The organism is Shinella sp. GW821-FHT10F02 (genome assembly GCF_058809275.1).
Genome location: NZ_JBXASL010000005.1, coordinates 75,281 through 92,969, shown reverse-complemented (window position 1 = coordinate 92,969; position 17,689 = coordinate 75,281). Strand labels below are relative to the sequence as shown.

General features: G+C 61.8%; 14 protein-coding genes. 5 read left to right on the top strand and 9 right to left on the bottom strand.

Annotated elements, in window-relative coordinates; translation table 11 throughout:
- Positions 1-34 precede the first annotated feature (34 nt).
- Positions 35-232, top strand: a complete 198-nt coding sequence (locus tag AC1RWL_RS16645) for a DUF1674 domain-containing protein (RefSeq protein ID WP_256120475.1) — start codon at positions 35-37, stop codon at positions 230-232.
- Positions 233-454: 222 nt separating this feature from the next.
- Here AC1RWL_RS16645 and acs read toward each other — a convergent pair whose 3' ends face one another.
- Complete coding sequence (gene acs, locus AC1RWL_RS16640) at positions 455-2,410, bottom strand: acetate--CoA ligase (RefSeq protein WP_439618597.1); 1,956 nt, start codon at positions 2,408-2,410, stop codon at positions 455-457.
- A gap of 234 nt (positions 2,411-2,644) precedes the next feature.
- Between acs and AC1RWL_RS16635 the strand changes: the two genes are divergently transcribed.
- Positions 2,645-3,346, top strand: a complete 702-nt coding sequence (locus AC1RWL_RS16635; protein ID WP_256120473.1) for a DUF1013 domain-containing protein — start codon at positions 2,645-2,647, stop codon at positions 3,344-3,346.
- Positions 3,347-3,529: 183 nt separating this feature from the next.
- On the opposite strand, the gene AC1RWL_RS16630 is transcribed toward AC1RWL_RS16635, so the two are convergent.
- Both AC1RWL_RS16630 and AC1RWL_RS16625 read right to left on the bottom strand, forming a co-directional pair.
- Positions 3,530-5,434, bottom strand: coding sequence for a propionyl-CoA synthetase (locus tag AC1RWL_RS16630; protein WP_493095566.1), 1,905 nt, complete (start codon positions 5,432-5,434; stop codon positions 3,530-3,532).
- A gap of 137 nt (positions 5,435-5,571) precedes the next feature.
- Positions 5,572-6,231 carry a YggS family pyridoxal phosphate-dependent enzyme gene (locus tag AC1RWL_RS16625; protein WP_493095567.1) on the bottom strand — a complete coding sequence of 220 codons (660 nt, stop codon included), beginning with the start codon at positions 6,229-6,231 and terminating at the stop codon, positions 5,572-5,574.
- Between the two features lie 198 nt (positions 6,232-6,429).
- On the opposite strand from AC1RWL_RS16625, the gene leuS reads away from it, so the two are divergent.
- From leuS to holA, 3 genes are read left to right on the top strand one after another with little or no spacing between them, the layout of a single operon-like run.
- Positions 6,430-9,060: a leucine--tRNA ligase gene (gene leuS / locus AC1RWL_RS16620; RefSeq protein ID WP_493095568.1), complete on the top strand. Its 2,631-nt coding sequence runs from the start codon at positions 6,430-6,432 to the stop codon at positions 9,058-9,060.
- On the top strand, positions 9,047-9,571 hold the full coding sequence (gene lptE / locus AC1RWL_RS16615; protein ID WP_493095569.1) for an LPS assembly lipoprotein LptE: 525 nt from the start codon (positions 9,047-9,049) through the stop codon (positions 9,569-9,571). The genes leuS and lptE overlap by 14 nt, the downstream gene beginning before the upstream one ends.
- Positions 9,572-9,578: 7 nt before the next feature.
- Positions 9,579-10,613, top strand: a complete 1,035-nt coding sequence (gene holA / locus AC1RWL_RS16610; protein ID WP_493095570.1) for a DNA polymerase III subunit delta — start codon at positions 9,579-9,581, stop codon at positions 10,611-10,613.
- A 16-nt stretch (positions 10,614-10,629) separates the two neighbouring features.
- Here the strand turns inward: holA and AC1RWL_RS16605 are convergent, their stop codons facing one another.
- The 6 genes from AC1RWL_RS16605 to rho all read right to left on the bottom strand — a co-directional run bounded on the left by AC1RWL_RS16605 (position 10,630) and on the right by rho (position 17,651).
- Entirely contained in the window at positions 10,630-11,520 is an 891-nt protein-coding gene (locus AC1RWL_RS16605) for a ParB/RepB/Spo0J family partition protein (RefSeq protein ID WP_492648666.1), read from the bottom strand.
- 24 nt (positions 11,521-11,544) lie between these two features.
- Complete coding sequence (locus AC1RWL_RS16600) at positions 11,545-12,339, bottom strand: ParA family protein (protein ID WP_435268971.1); 795 nt, start codon at positions 12,337-12,339, stop codon at positions 11,545-11,547.
- Between the two features lie 16 nt (positions 12,340-12,355).
- A complete protein-coding gene (gene rsmG / locus AC1RWL_RS16595) occupies positions 12,356-12,988 on the bottom strand; it encodes a 16S rRNA (guanine(527)-N(7))-methyltransferase RsmG (protein WP_493095571.1) in 633 nt (210 codons plus the stop codon).
- A complete protein-coding gene (gene mnmG / locus AC1RWL_RS16590; RefSeq protein ID WP_493095629.1) occupies positions 12,985-14,859 on the bottom strand; it encodes a tRNA uridine-5-carboxymethylaminomethyl(34) synthesis enzyme MnmG in 1,875 nt (624 codons plus the stop codon). The genes rsmG and mnmG overlap by 4 nt, the downstream gene beginning before the upstream one ends.
- Before the next feature lie 76 nt (positions 14,860-14,935).
- Positions 14,936-16,261: a tRNA uridine-5-carboxymethylaminomethyl(34) synthesis GTPase MnmE gene (gene mnmE, locus AC1RWL_RS16585; protein ID WP_493095572.1), complete on the bottom strand. Its 1,326-nt coding sequence runs from the start codon at positions 16,259-16,261 to the stop codon at positions 14,936-14,938.
- A gap of 124 nt (positions 16,262-16,385) precedes the next feature.
- Positions 16,386-17,651 (bottom strand): transcription termination factor Rho, encoded by a 1,266-nt coding sequence (gene rho / locus AC1RWL_RS16580; RefSeq protein ID WP_256120463.1) that lies wholly within the window; start codon positions 17,649-17,651, stop codon positions 16,386-16,388.
- Between the last annotated feature and the right edge of the window lie 38 nt (positions 17,652-17,689).

The window sequence follows — 17,689 nt, the reverse complement described above, 5'->3', positions numbered from 1 at the left end:
AATTCTTCAATATCCGGGAAGGATGCCGATTTTCATGCAGAACGACAACGACAATCATTCGGACGGCCGCAAAGTGCTTCCGCCCGCAGCCCAGCGCGCCCTCCAGGAAGCCGAGGAACGGCGCAAGGCCGAGAAAACCGCCGAGCCCGCTCCCGAAATCGGAGGCCGCGGCGGCGCCGACCCGGCGCGCTTCGGCGACTGGGAAATCAAGGGCAGAGCGATCGATTTTTGAGAGGTAGAATCCGGCTCAGGATAATGTGGCTCTCACCGGAGCCAGCTACCTCTCCCTCGCCATGGTCGGGCTTGACCCGACCATGCACCCCACCCGCCGCATGGATCCTCGGGTCAAGCCCGAGGATGACGGAAGAGGGGAGGAGACAATTTTCCTGCAAACAACCATTCAACGAAAACGGCGGCCTGAGGCCGCCGTTTTGTTTCATGCCGGTTGGTTCGTTCAGCCGGCGGCCTTGTTCTGCCGGTTGGCGATCAGGTCGTCCACGACGGCCGGATCGGCGAGCGTCGAGGTGTCGCCGAGCGAACCGAAATCGTCCTCGGCGATCTTGCGCAGGATGCGGCGCATGATCTTGCCCGAGCGGGTCTTCGGCAGGCCGGGCGCGAACTGGATCTTGTCCGGAGTCGCGATCGGACCGATCTCCTTGCGCACATGCTTGACGAGGTCCTGGCGCAGCGCATCGTTGCCCTCTTCGCCGGCCATCAACGAGACGTAGCAATAGATGCCCTGGCCCTTGAGGCTGTGCGGATAGCCGACGACGGCGGCTTCCGAGACCAGATGGTGCGAGACAAGGGCCGATTCGATTTCCGCCGTGCCGAGGCGGTGGCCGGAAATGTTGAGCACGTCGTCGACGCGGCCGGTGATCCAGTAATAACCGTCCTCGTCGCGGCGGCAGCCGTCACCCGTGAAATATTTGCCCTTGTAGGTCGCGAAATAGGTTTCGACGAAGCGCTTGTGATCGCCGTAGACGCTGCGCATCTGGCCCGGCCAGCTATCGGTGATGCAGAGATTGCCGTCCGCGGGACCTTCCAGCACATTGCCCTCATTGTCGACGAGCTCCGGCTTGATGCCGAAGAAGGGACGCGTCGCGGAGCCGGGCTTCAGGTCCGTCGCGCCCGGCAGCGGGGTGATCAGGATGCCGCCGGTCTCCGTCTGCCACCAGGTATCGACGATCGGCGAACGGCCTTCGCCGACGACGTTGTAATACCATTCCCAGGCTTCGGGGTTGATGGGTTCGCCGACCGAGCCGAGCAGGCGGATCGATGAGCGCGACGAGCGTTTCACGAAGGCATCGCCGGCGCCCATCAGGGCGCGGATGGCCGTGGGCGCGGTGTAGAAGATGTTGACCTTGTGCTTGTCGACCACTTCCCAGAAGCGGCCGGCATCCGGAAAGTTCGGTACGCCTTCGAACATCAGCGTGGTCGCGCGGTTCGCCAGCGGGCCGTAGACGATATAGGAATGGCCGGTGACCCAGCCGACATCGGCGGTGCACCAGTAGACGTCGCCGTCCTGATAATCGAAGACGTATTTGTGCGTCATCGAGGCATAGACGAGGTAGCCGGCGGTGGTGTGCAGCACGCCCTTCGGCTTGCCGGTGGAGCCCGACGTATAGAGGATAAAGAGCGGATCTTCCGCCTTCATCTTTGCCGGCGGACAATCGCGCGGCACGGTCAGCACTTCCTGATGGTGCCAGATGTCGCGGCCGGGCGCCCAGCCGGTCTTGCCGCCGGTGCGGCGCACGACGAGAACCTTGTTGACGATGACGTGCTGCTTGGCGGCGATGTCGATCGCCGTATCGGTGTTTTCCTTGAGCGGGATCGGCTTGCCGCCGCGCACGCCCTCGTCGCAGGTGACGACGAAGGTCGATTCGCAGTCAACGATGCGGCCGGCCAGCGCATCCGGCGAGAAGCCGCCGAACACCACGGAATGGATGGCGCCGATGCGCGCGCAGGCGAGCATCGCATAGGCCGCTTCCGGGATCATCGGCATGTAGATGGTGACGCGGTCGCCCTTCTTGACGCCGTGTTTCTTCATCACGTTCGCCATGCGGCAGACGTGCTCGTAGAGTTCGTTATAGGTGATCTTCTTGTCGATATAGGGATTGTCGCCTTCCCAGATGATGGCGACGTCGTCGCCATGCGCCTTGAGGTGACGATCGATGCAATTGTAGGAGACGTTGGTGATGCCGTCCTCGAACCACTTGATCGGGACCTTGCCGTTGAAGGATGTGTTCTTGACCTTGGTATAGGGCTTGAACCAGTCGATCCGCATGCCGTGTTTGTCCCAGAAGCGCTCCGGGTTCTCGACGCTCTCGCGATACCATTTCTGATAGGTATCGTTGTCGATCAACGCACGGTTTTTCGCGGATTTCAGGACCGGATAGGTCTTTGCGGACATTCATGCCTCCCTTGACTGCGCATGCGCGGGAAGCCGCATTCTCCTTCGGCCCCGCACCTCCTGCGCCATACATATCAGGTCAAATCACCCGGGCAATTAGACAAAGGTCATTTGTCTCTTGAAGAATTGCATTTCTGCGACAGTGGCGTTATAGAGGGCCGAATTCCCGGAACATAGTGGTTAACTACCCCACGACCCGCGACACCGGCGCGGACGGACAGAAGGACTATATGCATGGCTCAGCAGCTCCTCATGCCAAAGGCGACCGCGGTCTGGCTGGTCGACAACACGGCGCTGTCGTTCGACCAGATCGCCACATTCTGCAAACTGCATCCGCTTGAAGTGAAGGCGATCGCCGATGGCGAATCGGCCCAGGGCATCAAGGGTCTCGACCCGATCTCCACCGGCCAGCTTTCCCGCGAGGAGATCGCGCGTGCAGAAGGCAACCCCTATCACAAGCTGAAGCTTTCCGAACCGAAGGTCCGCGTGCCGGAATCCAAGCGAAAGGGCCCGCGTTACACGCCGGTCTCCAAGCGCCAGGACCGCCCGAACGCCATTCTCTGGCTCGTGCGCAACCATCCGGAACTGAAGGATGCGCAGATCTCGCGTCTCGTCGGCACGACCAAGTCGACGATCGAGCAGATCCGCGAACGCACCCACTGGAACTCCGCCAACCTCGCGCCGATGGACCCGGTAACACTGGGCCTGTGCTCGCAGATCGACCTCGACCTCGAAGTCGAACGCGCCTCGAAGGGCCGACCGCTGCCGACCGCCGCCGAACTCGGCGCAACGCTGGAAGCCGCCCGCGAAACGGAAAAGCTGCCCTACAGCACCGATGTGGAAGAGGAGAAGGAAATCGACGCCGATGCCGTCTTCGCCAAGCTCAAGTCGCTGAAGTCGGCAACGCCGGACGAGGACGAAGACGAGCGCTTCTAAGCGCCGCTTCATCGTGGATCATAAACCGGTCGCCCAAAGCGGCCGGTTTTTTATTTGGGAACCTACCAGCCCCACAACGTCATCCTCGGGCTCGACCCGAGGATCCACCGGCTTGCTCGACGTGCTGGATGGTCGGGTCAAGCCCGACCATGACGGAGGAGAGGTATGTGGTCGCCGGAATCCCTAGCCGATCCGGCGCGTCGACAGCGCCTCGGCGATCTCGTCGAGAATGGCCGGATCGTCGATCGTCGCGGGCATCTTCCAGTCCTGCTTGTCGGCGATCTTCTGCATGGTGCCGCGCAGGATTTTTCCCGAACGCGTTTTCGGCAGCCGTTTCACGCAGAGCGCCGTCTTGAAGGCGGCGACCGGGCCGATGCGCTCGCGCACCAGCGCGATCACCTCCTGCTCCACCAGCGATGATTCACGTGAAACACCGCTCTTCAAAACCAGGAAGCCCGCCGGCAACTGGCCCTTCACCGCATCGGCGACACCGATCACCGCGCATTCGGCGACATCCGGATGGCTGGCGCAGACTTCTTCCATCGCCCCGGTCGAAAGACGGTGGCCGGCGACGTTGATGATGTCGTCGGTGCGCGACATGATGAAGACGTAGCCGTCCTCGTCCACATAGCCGGCATCGGCGGTCTTGTAATAGCCGGGGAACTCGGCAAGGCAGGTGGTGTGGAACCGCTCGTCGGCATTCCAGAAGGTCGGCAGGCAGCCCGGGGGCAGGGGGAGCTTGATGGCGATGTTGCCGAGCGTGCCCGACGCCACCTCGTGGCCCGCATCGTCCAGCACATGCAGCTCGTAGCCCGGCATCGGCACGGTGGGCGAGCCGTGTTTCACGGGCAGCCGGTCGAGGCCGAGCGGGTTGCCGACGATCGCCCAGCCCGTCTCCGTCTGCCACCAGTGATCCACGACCGGCACGCCGAGCACGGCTTCCGCCCAACGGATCGTCTCCGGATCGGCGCGCTCGCCCGCCAGGAACAGCGCCCGCAGGCTGGAGAGGTCATGCCGTTTCACCAGCAGTCCCTCCGGATCCTCCTTGCGGATCGCGCGGAACGCCGTCGGCGCGGTGAAGAGCACGGAGACCTTGTACTCCTCCACCACCCGCCAGAAGGCCCCGGCATCCGGCGTGCCGACCGGTTTGCCCTCGTACAGCACCGTCGTGCTGCCGTTCAGAAGCGGCGCATAGACGATGTAGGAATGGCCGACGACCCAGCCGATATCGGACGCCGCCCAATAGACTTCACCCGGCTCCACGCCGTAAAGCGCGCGCATCGTCCAGGCGAGCGCCACCATATGCCCGCCATTGTCGCGGATGACGCCCTTGGGCTGGCCGGTCGTGCCGGATGTGTAGAGGATATAGAGCGGATCGGTCGCGGCGAGCGCCGCGCAGGGGATTTCCCGTCCCGCAGCCCGCGCAGCCTCCAGCGCCGCTCCGAGATCGACATCGCGCGCGTCGTGAAGCTCCGCGGCCAGCTCCGGCCGTTGCAGCACGAGGCAATGGTCCGGCTTGTGCCGCGCCAACGCGACCGCCGTATCGAGCAGCGGCTTGTAGGCGACCACCCGGTTCGGCTCCACGCCGCAGCTTGCGGTGACGACGAGTTTCGCGGTGGAATCATCGATGCGCGCCGCCAGCTCGCTTGCGGCAAAACCGCCGAAGACCACCGAATGGATCGCCCCGATGCGCGCGCAGGCGAGCATCGCGAAAATCGCCTCCGGGATCATCGGCATGTAGAGAATGACCCGGTCGCCCTTTACGACACCATGATCGGCCAGCACCGCTGCCATGGCATTCACCTGCGCGAGCAGGTCGGCATAGCTGTAGCGTGCCTTGCGGCCCGTCACCGGACTATCGTAGATCAGCGCCGCCTGGTCGCCGCGTCCCGCGGCCACATGCCGGTCGACGCAATTGTGACAGGTGTTGCCCACGGCATCCGGAAACCAACGCCCATAGACGCCCTGGGCGCCATCGAAAATTTCTACCGGCTCCGTGAACCAGTCGATCGCCCGCGCGGCCTCCGTCCAATGCGTCCTGTGGTCGTCCTTCCAGGCTCGGTAGGTTTCGGCATAAGTTTTCGGCATCGTTTCCTCCCACCCGACCGCGAAACGGCCGGTTTCTCCTTGGGAGAGAATAGGGAAGGGCGCGCGATGCGCAAAGCCAGACGAAAGCCTGAGACGGCAAGGCCGCCGTCTTGCGCTTCGTCAAACCGGAGGCGCGGTCAGCGCGTCCCGAAGATCGCCGAGCCGACACGCACGCTCGTTGCGCCGAGGCCGATGGCAACGTCATAATCGCCCGACATGCCCATCGAGAGCTTTTCGAGACCGCAGCGTTCGGCGAGTTTCGCCAGCAGCGCGAAATGCGGCCCGGGATATTCGTCTGCCGGCGGAATGCACATCAGTCCCTCGATCGAAAGGCCGAGTTCGTCGCGGCAGAGGGCAACGAAGGCAACCGTATCGTCCGGCGCAATACCGGCCTTCTGCGGCTCAAGGCCCGTATTGACCTGAACATAGAGCCGCACACTGCGTCCCTGCCGCGCCATTTCGGCGGCGATGGTGCGGGCGATCTTCTCACGGTCGATCGTCTCGATGACGTCGAACAGCGCCACGGCCTCGGCCGTCTTATTGGATTGCAGCGGACCGATGAGGTGCAGTTCGATATCTGGCGTTTCCGCGCGAAGACCCGGCCACTTGCCCTCGGCTTCCTGCACGCGGTTCTCGCCAAAAACCCGCTCGCCGGCCTCAATGGCCGGACGGATGGCGTCCGCATCAAAGGTCTTCGAGACCGCGACCAGCGTCACCGCCTGCGGCTCCCGGCCGGCCTCGCTGGCTGCCTTGCGCATCCGGTTGCGAACGTCTTCGAGACGGTCCTGCAGGTCCATGGTCATTCTCCCTTCGGCATCATGCTCCGGACCTAGCCAAAATGGCGCCGCTTGCCAAGCCGCGGGCGATGCGACACAGCCCCGCGGAGCCCACAAAACTTGACGCTTCGGCGGTTTCATGATGAAGGTCTCGCCACTATATTCGCATGGGCGAACCGCCCTCCAAGACTCCCAAAAGACTTCCGGAACATCAAAGACATGGCCACCGAACGTTACAATCCGCGCGATGCCGAACCCCGCTGGCAGGCAAAATGGAACGAAGAAAACGTCTTTCTGACCAAGAACGACGATCCGCGCGAAAAGTATTACGTGCTTGAGATGTTCCCCTATCCGTCGGGCCGCATCCACATGGGCCATGTGCGCAACTACGCCATGGGCGACGTGGTTGCCCGCTACAAGCGTGCCCGCGGCTTCAACGTGCTGCACCCGATGGGCTGGGACGCCTTCGGCATGCCCGCCGAAAACGCCGCCATGCAGAACAAGGTGCATCCCAAGGGCTGGACCTACGAAAACATCGCGACGATGCGCGGGCAGCTGAAATCCATGGGCCTGTCGCTGGACTGGTCGCGCGAATTCGCGACCTGCGACGTCGAATATTACCAGCGCCAACAGCACCTCTTCCTGGATTTCCTGGAAAAGGGCCTGGTCTACCGCAAGCAGTCCAAGGTGAACTGGGACCCGGTCGACCACACGGTTCTCGCCAACGAACAGGTGATCGACGGCCGCGGCTGGCGGTCCGGCGCGCTGGTCGAACAGCGCGAACTCACCCAGTGGTTCTTCCGCATCACGGATTTCAGCCAGGACCTGCTCGATTCGCTGGACACGCTCGACCAGTGGCCGGAAAAGGTCCGGCTGATGCAGAAGAACTGGATCGGCCGCTCGGAAGGCATGCTGATCCGCTGGGAGATCGCCGAAAGCGCCGGCCTCACGGGCGAAAAGGACGTCACCGTCTACACGACGCGTCCCGACACGCTGTTTGGCGCCTCGTTCCTGGCGATCTCCGCCGACCATCCGCTGGCCAAGGATGCCGCCGCACAGAACCCCGAGATCATGGCCTTCTGCGAGGAATGCCGCCGCGCCGGCACCTCGCTGGCCGCCCTTGAAACCGCCGAGAAGAAGGGCATGGACACGGGCATCCGCGTTCGCCATCCCTTCGACGCCAGCTGGGAACTGCCGGTCTATGTCGCGAACTTCGTGCTGATGGACTACGGCACGGGCGCCATCTTCGGTTGCCCCTCCGGCGACCAGCGCGACCTCGACTTCGCCCATAAATACGACCTGCCGGTCGTGCCCGTCGTCATGCCGAGGGATGCCGACGCTGCGAGCTTCGCGATCGGCGACGAGGCCTATGTCGGCGATGGCGTGATGATCAATTCCCGCTTCCTCGATGGTCTCAGCACCGAAGATGCCTTCGAGACCGTGGCGAACCGCCTGTCGGCCGCGACCCTCGGCAATGCGCCGCAGGGCGAGCGCAAGGTGAATTTCCGCCTGCGCGACTGGGGCATTTCGCGCCAGCGCTACTGGGGCTGCCCGATCCCGGTCATCCATTGCGACGATTGCGGCGTGGTTCCCGTGCCCAAGGCCGACCTGCCGGTGAAGCTGCCGGACGACGTCACCTTCGACAAGCCCGGCAACCCGCTCGACCGGCACCCGACCTGGCGCCACGTCGCCTGCCCGCATTGCGGCAAGGACGCGCGGCGCGAGACGGACACGATGGACACCTTCGTCGATTCGTCCTGGTATTTCGCCCGCTTCACCGCGCCCTGGGAAAACAACCCGACCGATCCGGCCGCTGCCAATGCCTGGCTGCCGGTCGATCAATATATCGGCGGCATCGAGCACGCGATCCTGCACCTGCTCTATTCGCGCTTCTTCACCCGCGCCATGCAGGTCTCGGGCCATCTCGACGTCAAGGAGCCCTTCAAGGGCCTCTTCACCCAGGGCATGGTCGTGCACGAGACCTATAGCCGTGGCGAGGGCGCCAAGCGCGAATGGGTGACGCCCGCCGAAATCCGCATCGAGGAACTGGACGGCAAGCGCCGCGCCCTGCACCTCGAATCCGGCGAAGAAATCGCCATCGGCTCGATCGAGAAAATGTCGAAGTCGAAGAAGAACGTCGTCGACCCGGACGATATCATCGCCTCCTACGGCGCCGATACCGCCCGCTTCTTCGTGCTCTCCGATTCCCCGCCGGACCGCGACGTCATCTGGTCGGAAGCCGGCGTCGAAGGCGCACACCGCTTCGTCCAGCGCGTCTGGCGCCTGGTGTCGGAAGCTGCCGTCGCCCTGAAAACCGCCGAAAGCCGTCCGGGCACAGAGGGCGATGCGCTCGCCGTCTCGCAGATCGCACACAAGACGCTGAAGGCCGTGCAGGCCGACTACGACAAGCTCGCCTTCAACAAGGCGGTCGCGCGCATCTACGAATTCGTCAACGCGCTTGCCGCCCCGCTGGCAACCGCTGCCGCCGGCAAGGCCTCGACCGAGCTCGCGTCCGCGCTGTGCGAGGCCGTCGGCATCCTGATCCGCATCGTCGCGCCCATGACCCCGCATCTCGCGGAAGAATGCTGGCGCGAGATCGGCGGGGCCGGCCTCGTTGCCACATCCGGCTGGCCGGCCTACCAGGACAGCCTGGTCGCCGACAACGAGGTCACGCTGCCGGTGCAGATCAACGGCAAGAAGCGCGCGGATTTGACAATCGCCCGCGATGCGGACCAGAGTGCGGTCGAAGCGGCCGTGCTGGCGCTCGAAGCCGTCCAGGCCGCGCTCGCCGGCCAACGCCCCAAGAAGATCATCGTCGTACCGCAGAGGATCGTGAATGTTGTTGTCTGACGGAACCGGCCTCTCGCGGTTTGCCAAGGCGCTTGCCGGCCTCGCCATCCTCGGCGCGCTCGCCGGCTGCCAGGTGCGGCCGCTCTATTCCACGGGAAGCGGCACGGAAGGCAAACTCGCCTCCGTGTCGATTTCGGAAGCGAACGACCGCGTGGAACAGAAGGTTCGCAACGACCTGATCTTCCTCCTCGCCGGTGGTGCCGGCGAGCCGCAGAACGCGATCTATCACCTCGAAATGAACGTCACCGTGCGCAACATCGGCGTGCTCATCGACGTTGCCGACGATATTCCCCGCGCGGGCCGCATCGTCGTCGCGGCAGACTATAACCTCGTGAAGACCGACTCCGGCGAAACGCTGGCCTCCGGCAAACGTTCGTCCGTCGCGCTGGTCGACTTCCCGGTACAGGAATTCGCAAAGCTGCGCGCCGTGCGAGATGCGGAAAACCGCGCCGCACGCGAACTGGCAGAGCTGATCCGCGCAGACGTCGCTTCCGCTCTCGGCCGTCGCTGAGCCGGCTATGGCAGAGGTCAAGTCGCACGAATTCGATGGTTTCCTGAAGCGGAAGCCGCTGCCTGTGGGGCTTTTCCTCATCTACGGTCCCGACCGCGGCCTGGTTTCCGAGCGCGCCGCGGCACTCGCCGCCAACAGCGGTGTCGACCTTGCGGACGCTTTCTCCGTCGTGAAACTCGACGCGAGTGAAATCGGCAACCAGCCCGGCCGCCTGATTGATGAGATGAACGCCATCGGCCTCTTCGGCGGCGATCGTCTCGTCTGGATCCGCAATGCCGGCAGCGAAAAAGGCCTTGCCGACGCGCTCGAAATCCTCGCCGGCATGCCCACCTGCCCTTCGACCCTCATCATCGAGGCCGGCGACCTGAAGAAGGGCGCTGCGCTGCGCAAGGCAGCCGAAACGAGCAGCCAGGCCGCCGCCATCGCCTGTTACGCCGACGACGGACGCGCCTTGCAGGCCCTCATCGACCAGGAACTCGCCACCGAAGGCCTGCGGATCTCCCCCGCTGCCCGGGAACGCCTGGTGGAAACGATCGGCGGCGACCGGCTGGCCTCGCGCAATGAAGTGCGCAAGCTCGCCCTCTATTGCCGCGGCAAGGAGCTGATCGAGGAACAGGATGTCGAGGACATTGTCGGCGACGCCAGCGCGATTTCGACGGACGACGCCATAGATGCGATCCTCAAGGGTGACCGCGACGGTTTCATGCACGCCATCCAGAAGATCGTCTCCTCCAAGACACCGATCTTCCTCGTCCTGCAAGGCTGCCTCAGACAATTCCAGCTTCTGGAGCTGATGCGTGCCGAAATGGATGAAAAACGCGCGCCCGCAGCGCAGGCCATGGCGACACTCGGCCGCCATCTTCATTTCCGGCGCAAGCCGATCATCGAAAATGCGCTGAAAACCTGGGCCGGCCCCGCAATCCGCCGTGAAACCCAGCGCCTGCAAGCCGCCATCCTGCAAAGCCGGCAACGCCCGGCATTGGAAGATACGATCGCCATGCAGACCATGCTGGCAACCGTCCTTCAATCGGCTCGGCGCTGAATCCGGCTAAGGAATTTTAGCGCCGTTCCAGAAGCCGGCAGATTTCCTCAAGCTGTTCCAGCGTCTTGTAGGCGATGCGCAGATGGCCGCCGCTGCCCTTGTGGTTCACGGATACATCGAGACCGAGAACGTCGGACAGCGTGCGCTCCAAGGCGAGCGTATCGGCATCCTTCTCATCCTTACGCGCGTTCTGGCCATGGTTGGGATCGGTCTGCGCCTTGATATCGTTCTGGGCAAGCCGCTCCGCATCGCGCACCGACATGCCCTTCGCGACGACCGCCTTGGCCAGCGCAATCGGATCCGACGTCGGGATGAGCGCGCGCGCATGACCGGCGGAAAGCGTGCCGGAGGCGAGCATTTCACGCACCGGCTCCGGCAGCTTCAGCAAGCGAAGGCTGTTTGCCACGTGGCTACGGCTCTTGCCGATGATTTCGCCGAGATCGTTCTGCGTGTAACCGTGGTCGGCGATCAGGAGCTCATAGCCCATCGCCTCTTCCAGCGGATTGAGATCCGAACGCTGGACGTTTTCCACGATTGCGATTTCCAGCGCCGTACGGTCGTCCACGTCACGAATGATGACCGGGATCTCGATCAGCCCGGCGAGCTGCGCCGCCCGCCAGCGTCGTTCCCCAGCGATGATCTCAAACCGGTTGTCGGCAATGGTGCGCACGACGACCGGCTGCACGATACCGTGCTGCCGAATGGACGACGCCAGGTCCTGCAGCTCCGACTCGTCGAAATAACGCCGCGGGTTGCGCGGGTTGCGACCAACGAATTCGATCGGCACTTCCCGGTCCGGATTGAGCGCCGGGCGTGCGCCGACATCGGCGGCCGGAAGCTGGTCCATTTCGCCGATCAGGGCTGCAAGGCCGCGGCCGAGACGCCGCTTTGAGTTGTCATCATTCATCGGTTCTACTCACGGATACTGAATTCAGGCCGCCTTACGCTGCCTCTCACGCTGGATCACCTCGGAAGCAAGCTGAAGATAGGCCTGGCTTCCGGCGCATTTGAGGTCGTAGAGGATCGCCGGCTTGCCATAGGACGGCGCTTCGGAGACCCGCACATTCCGCGGAATGAGCGTGTGATAGACCTTCTCGCCGAGATGCGTGCGCACGTCGTTGACGACCTGTTGCGCCAGATTGTTGCGCGAGTCGAACATGGTGAGCACGATGCCCTGGATATCCAGGCGCGGATTGATCGTGCGGCGTACCTGATCCACCGTCTCAAGCAACTGGCTGAGACCCTCCAGCGCAAAAAACTCGCATTGCAGCGGCACCAGAACGGAATGCGCGGCAGCAAGGGCGTTCATCGTCAGGAGATTGAAGGACGGCGGGCAATCGACGAGCACGTAAGAGTAAGACAGCGCCTCATCGGAGGCCAACGCGCGCTTCAGACGGAAAACCCGATCATTTTGCTGCGCGATTTCCATTTCGACGCCGAGCAGGTCCATGGTCGACGGAATAATCGAGAGGTTCGGCACGGCCGTCTGCAAGACCGTCTCGGCAACACCGTGGCTGCCGATCAAAAGATCGTAGGAGGAAAACTCGCGGTTCCGACGATCAATACCGAGACCTGTGCTGGCATTGCCCTGGGGATCCAGGTCGACGATCAACACGCGCTCGCCAATCGCGGCCAGCGCGGTCGCCAGATTGATTGCGGTCGTCGTTTTGCCGACGCCACCTTTCTGGTTTGCAATGGTAATGATTCGGTTCTTTTCGCCTGCCATGGACATCCGCCGATCACTAAATTGTTCGCGAGAGCTTCGAAAGTTCGAGCACAACGGAATCCGGCTCGACAATGCTGGCATGTTTTACCAGATCGAATCTCCACCGACCAAGCGCTTTATCGATCTCCCGCTGGTAATCCCGGCCTTTGTGAAGAAAAAAACGTAAATCGGCATTCCGCTCCGCCCATGGCAGTCCGAAATCCATCAACAGGTCGAGGTCGGCAAGAGCGCGAGCAGAGATGGCATCACAATGCGCAATCGCCGCCGACGCGTCCTCGATGCGAATCGCGTGGACGGATGCACGGGCGCCGGTCTCCAGGATGGCGGTGCGCAGGAAAGCGGCCTTCTTGTTGTTGCTCTCGACGAGATGAACCCAGCCATTCCCTGAACCAGCGAGCATAATGCCGGTAACGATCCCCGGAAAGCCCCCTCCACTCCCAAGGTCGACCCAGGTTCGAGGGCCGGGGCAAAGGGAATAGATCTGCACGCTATCGACAATATGGCGGCTCCACACCTCTGAAAGCGTGGATGGCGCAACCAGATTGATGGCCTTCGCCCACTTCTGGAAAAGCACAACAAAGGCGTTCAACCTGTCCACAGTTTCACGTGAAACATTCAGACCATTCAGTTCCGACGGCAGACGGTTCATGGGTGTGCAACTCGTTGGACCGGTGCAGGGAGGCGTTTAAGATAGGCGAGCAAAAGGGTAAGCCCTGCAGGCGTCATACCGTCAACACGTGCGGCCTGAGCGAGATTCGAAGGCTTCGCCACCGCCAGCTTCTGCCGCAGTTCGATGGAAAGGCCAGGCAAAGTGCTGAAATCGAAATCGTCCGGAATTATCCGTCCTTCCTCGCGTCGCGCCTCCGCAATGTCTGTTTCCTGACGGTTCATATAGACGGCATAGGCTGCTTCAATCTCGATGGCGTCCCGAATGCGCGGCGAAAAGCGCCCGAGCTCAGGCCACACCGCGGCAAGCCGCGCGTAATAGATATCAGGATAGGCGAGTAGCTCATAGGCGTTGCGACGCACACCGTCCTGATTTATCTTCAAGCCGTGACCCGACGCCTCATTCGGCGACAATTTGAGATCGTGGAGCTGCTCGCGAGCCAATCCCATATCTTCGGACCATTGGCTAAACCGTTGCTCTCTTTCGGTGCCTACAATACCCAAATTTAAACCAACGGGGGTCAGACGAACATCCGCGTTGTCGGCGCGCAGAGAAAGACGATATTCCGCGCGTGAGGTGAACATACGGTAGGGCTCGGTAACACCGCGCGAGGTGAGATCGTCGAGCATAACGCCGATATAACTTTCGGTTCGGCTGAAGATGTGGCCGTCTATACCCGAAGCGCATCGCGCAGCATTCAAGCCGGCGACAAGCCCTTGTGCCGCGGCTTCTTCATAGCCGGTCGTTCCGTTGATCTGACCCGCCAGGAAGAGACCGGGTTGCCGCTTGACTTCCAGCGTGGCCGACAATTCGCGGGGGTCAACGTGATCATATTCGATCGCATAACCCGGTTGCAGGATCGTAACCCGTTCCAGGCCCGGGATCGTGCGAATAAAGGCATCCTGCACGTCGGCTGGGAGGGATGTGGAAATGCCATTGGGATAGACGGTGTCGTCGTCGAGACCTTCGGGCTCCAGGAAAATCTGGTGGCCGTCGCGTTCGCCGAATTTGACGATCTTGTCTTCGATCGATGGGCAGTAGCGGGGACCGACGCCTTCGATCTGACCGGAATACATGGCGGATTTGCCGATGTTTTCCTCGATAATACGGTGGGTCGCTGGCGTGGTTCTCGTCACGCCGCATTCAATCTGCGGCGTAGTAATACGATCCGTCATTAAGGAGAACGGCACAGGATCTTCGTCCGCCGCTTGGCGCCCTACGGCATTCCAATCAATGGTGCGGCCGTCAAGCCGAGCCGGCGTGCCGGTCTTCAGACGCGCCAACTTGAATCCGAAACGTTCAAACGTCGCAGAGAGTCCAAGTGACGGTTCTTCGCCCACGCGGCCGGCCGGAATCTTTTCGTTGCCGATATGAATGAGGCCCCGCAAGAACGTGCCAGTGGTGATAACAACCGCGCTACAGCCAAGGTGGCGGCCGTCCTTCATCACTACGGCACCGATCGTACCATTCTTGATTTCGAGATCGAAGGCATCGCCTTCGATCACGTCCAAGCCAGATATCGCCGCGATTTCGGCCTGCATGGCCTCGCGGTAGAGTTTTCGGTCGGCCTGAGTTCGAGGACCGCGGACTGCCGGGCCTTTGCGCCGGTTCAACAAGCGAAACTGGATGCCGGAGCGGTCTGCCACTCGCCCCATTAAGCCATCCAGGGCATCCACCTCGCGAACGAGGTGGCCTTTTCCGAGACCACCAATCGCCGGGTTGCAGGACATGACGCCGATCGTCGCCGCCTTGTGTGTGACCAAAGCCGTCTTGGCGCCGGCGCGGGCAGCCGCTGCGGCAGCTTCGACACCCGCATGGCCGCCGCCGACCACGACAACATCATAGTTCTTTATCATTGTCATGTTGGACCTACCTGTTTCACGTGAAACGCTCAAAGCGACTCGTGTACGTTGTGCTGTTTCACGTGAATCATTTGCCTATGCAAAATTCTAAGAAAATGACGTCGAGTAGATTTTCTACATCGACACGCCCTGTTACGCGACCGAGAGCTTGTCCTGCCAAGCGAAGATACTCCGCTTGCACGTCCAAACCCGATCCCCCAGCACCCAAAGCGAGTTGTACCTGCTCCCGAGCCATGGTGAGGTTTAGCGCGTGCCTCTGTCGGGTCGGAAGTGCTAGAGCAGCGCCGGCCTCAAGATCCGGCAGATGCCGACTGAGGAGATCCAGTAGTTCTGGTATGCCTTCACCTGTCCGTACGGAGATAATAACATCGGCATCGGATTTTGGCCAAGAAGCATCTCGCGAGTCAGCCTTTGTCTGGACGCGGATAATGGGTACGTCATAGCCTTGAACAAATTCATGCCAATCCGGTTTGTGCGCCGCAGACAATAAAAGGACCAGATGAGCTTCGGCCATCGAAAGCTGCGTCCGGCGAATGCCTTCTCGTTCCACAATGTCATCGGTTTCACGCAAGCCGGCGGTGTCGTAGAATCGTACGGCAAAGCCTGCAAGATCGAGATCGACGTGCAGGACGTCGCGTGTGGTTCCCGGTACGTCAGTGACAATCGCGACGTCTCGTTTTGCCAGGTAGTTCAGCAGGCTCGACTTTCCGGCATTTGGCGCGCCGACGATGACGACTTTTAGTCCGTCTCGCACGATTTCTCCAGTTCGGGCTTCTGCAAGATGGTTAAGGATTTCTTGATCGAGTTTCTGCATGTCGTGCCAGATTTGATTTGCGACAGACCCGGGGACGTCGTCCTCGTCAGCGAAATCCAGTTCGGCTTCGATCATCGCGCGCGCATGCGTCAGACGTTTCGCCCACGAATCGTAGAGTCTGGAGAGGCCCCCGGACGCCTGTTCGGCGGCGAGGCGGCGTTGCATTTCGGTTTCGGCGGCGATCAGGTCGGCAAGGCCCTCGACCTCGACCAAGTCCATGCGGCCATTCAAGAATGCGCGGCGGGAGAATTCGCCGGCTTCGGCGGCCCGTAAGCCTTCCATGCCCGCCAAAGCGGCCAGAATGGCTTTTACGGTCGCGCGTCCGCCGTGAATCTGGAGCTCGGCGCAATCTTCCCCGGTGAATGAGTTTGGTGCTGGGAAAAACAAGATGAGGCCATCATCTAGTTTTTCGCCGTTGCGGTTCCGAATCGATTGCAGCGATGCCCGCCGCTCCGGCGGAATACGCCCACACAAAGACTGGATCGCCTGGGCGCTCGCGGGGCCGCTGAGGCGGATCACGGCGACACCGGAGGGCAAGCCGCCGCTCGACAGCGCGAAGATCGTATCGGAGGTGTTCATATGTTCAACATTCCGGGTACGAATCGATTCTTCTGTTTCGGGAAAGAATCGATTTTCTCTCGTGAAACGAAAATGGTCCCGTCTTGCAACGGGACCATGCGGTTAAGCGAAAATGAAGACCGAATTAGGTGTTCATCGAGTCGAAGAAATCGCCGTTGCTCTTCGTCTGCTTCAGCTTGTCGATCAGGAACTCGATCGCATCCGTGGTGCCCATTGGGGAAAGGATGCGGCGGAGAACGAAGATCTTCTGGAGGTCCTGGCGCGGAACGAGCAGGTCTTCCTTGCGGGTGCCGGACTTGAGAATGTCCATTGCCGGGAAGATGCGCTTGTCGGCGACCTTGCGGTCCAGCACGATTTCCGAGTTGCCGGTGCCCTTGAACTCTTCGAAGATCACTTCGTCCATGCGGCTGCCGGTGTCAATCAGCGCGGTCGCGATGATCGTCAGCGAGCCGCCCTCCTCGATATTACGGGCGGCGCCAAAGAAGCGCTTCGGGCGTTGCAGGGCGTTGGCGTCGACACCGCCAGTCAGGACCTTACCCGACGACGGAACGACCGTGTTGTAGGCGCGGCCGAGGCGGGTGATCGAATCGAGCAGGATGACGACGTCACGGCCGTGTTCGACGAGGCGCTTTGCCTTTTCGATGACCATTTCGGCGACCTGGACGTGGCGCGTCGCGGGTTCGTCGAAGGTCGAGGAGACGACCTCGCCCTTCACCGAGCGCTGCATGTCCGTCACTTCTTCCGGCCGCTCGTCGATGAGCAGCACGATGAGATAACACTCCGGATGGTTTGCCGTGATGGAATGGGCGATGTTCTGCAGGAGAACCGTCTTACCCGTGCGCGGCGGCGCGACGATCAGGCCGCGCTGGCCCTTGCCGAGCGGTGCCACGAGATCGATGACGCGCGGCGAGAGGTCCTTCGAGGTCGGAATTTCGAGTTCCATCTTGAAGCGCTCGTTCGGGTAGAGCGGCGTCAGGTTGTCGAAATGCACCTTGTGACGGATCTTTTCCGGATCGTCGAAATTGATCGTGTTGACCTTGAGCAGCGCGAAATAACGTTCGCCTTCCTTGGGGCCGCGGATCGGGCCTTCGACCGTATCGCCGGTCTTCAACGAGAATCGGCGGATCTGGGAGGGCGAGATGTAGATATCGTCCGGACCCGGCAGATAATTCGCATTGGCGGAGCGCAGGAAGCCAAAACCGTCCTGCAGCACTTCCACGACGCCTTCGCCGATGATTTCGACCTCTTGCTCGGCCAGCATCTTCAGGATGGCAAACATCAATTCCTGTTTGCGCATCGTGCTCGCGTTTTCGACCTCAAGCGATTCGGCAAAGGCGAGGAGATCGGTCGGAGTCTTGTTCTTGAGGTCTTGTAGCTTCATTTCGGCCATGAATGGTCCATGCTGGTGGTCGTCGGGATGGGAAAAGG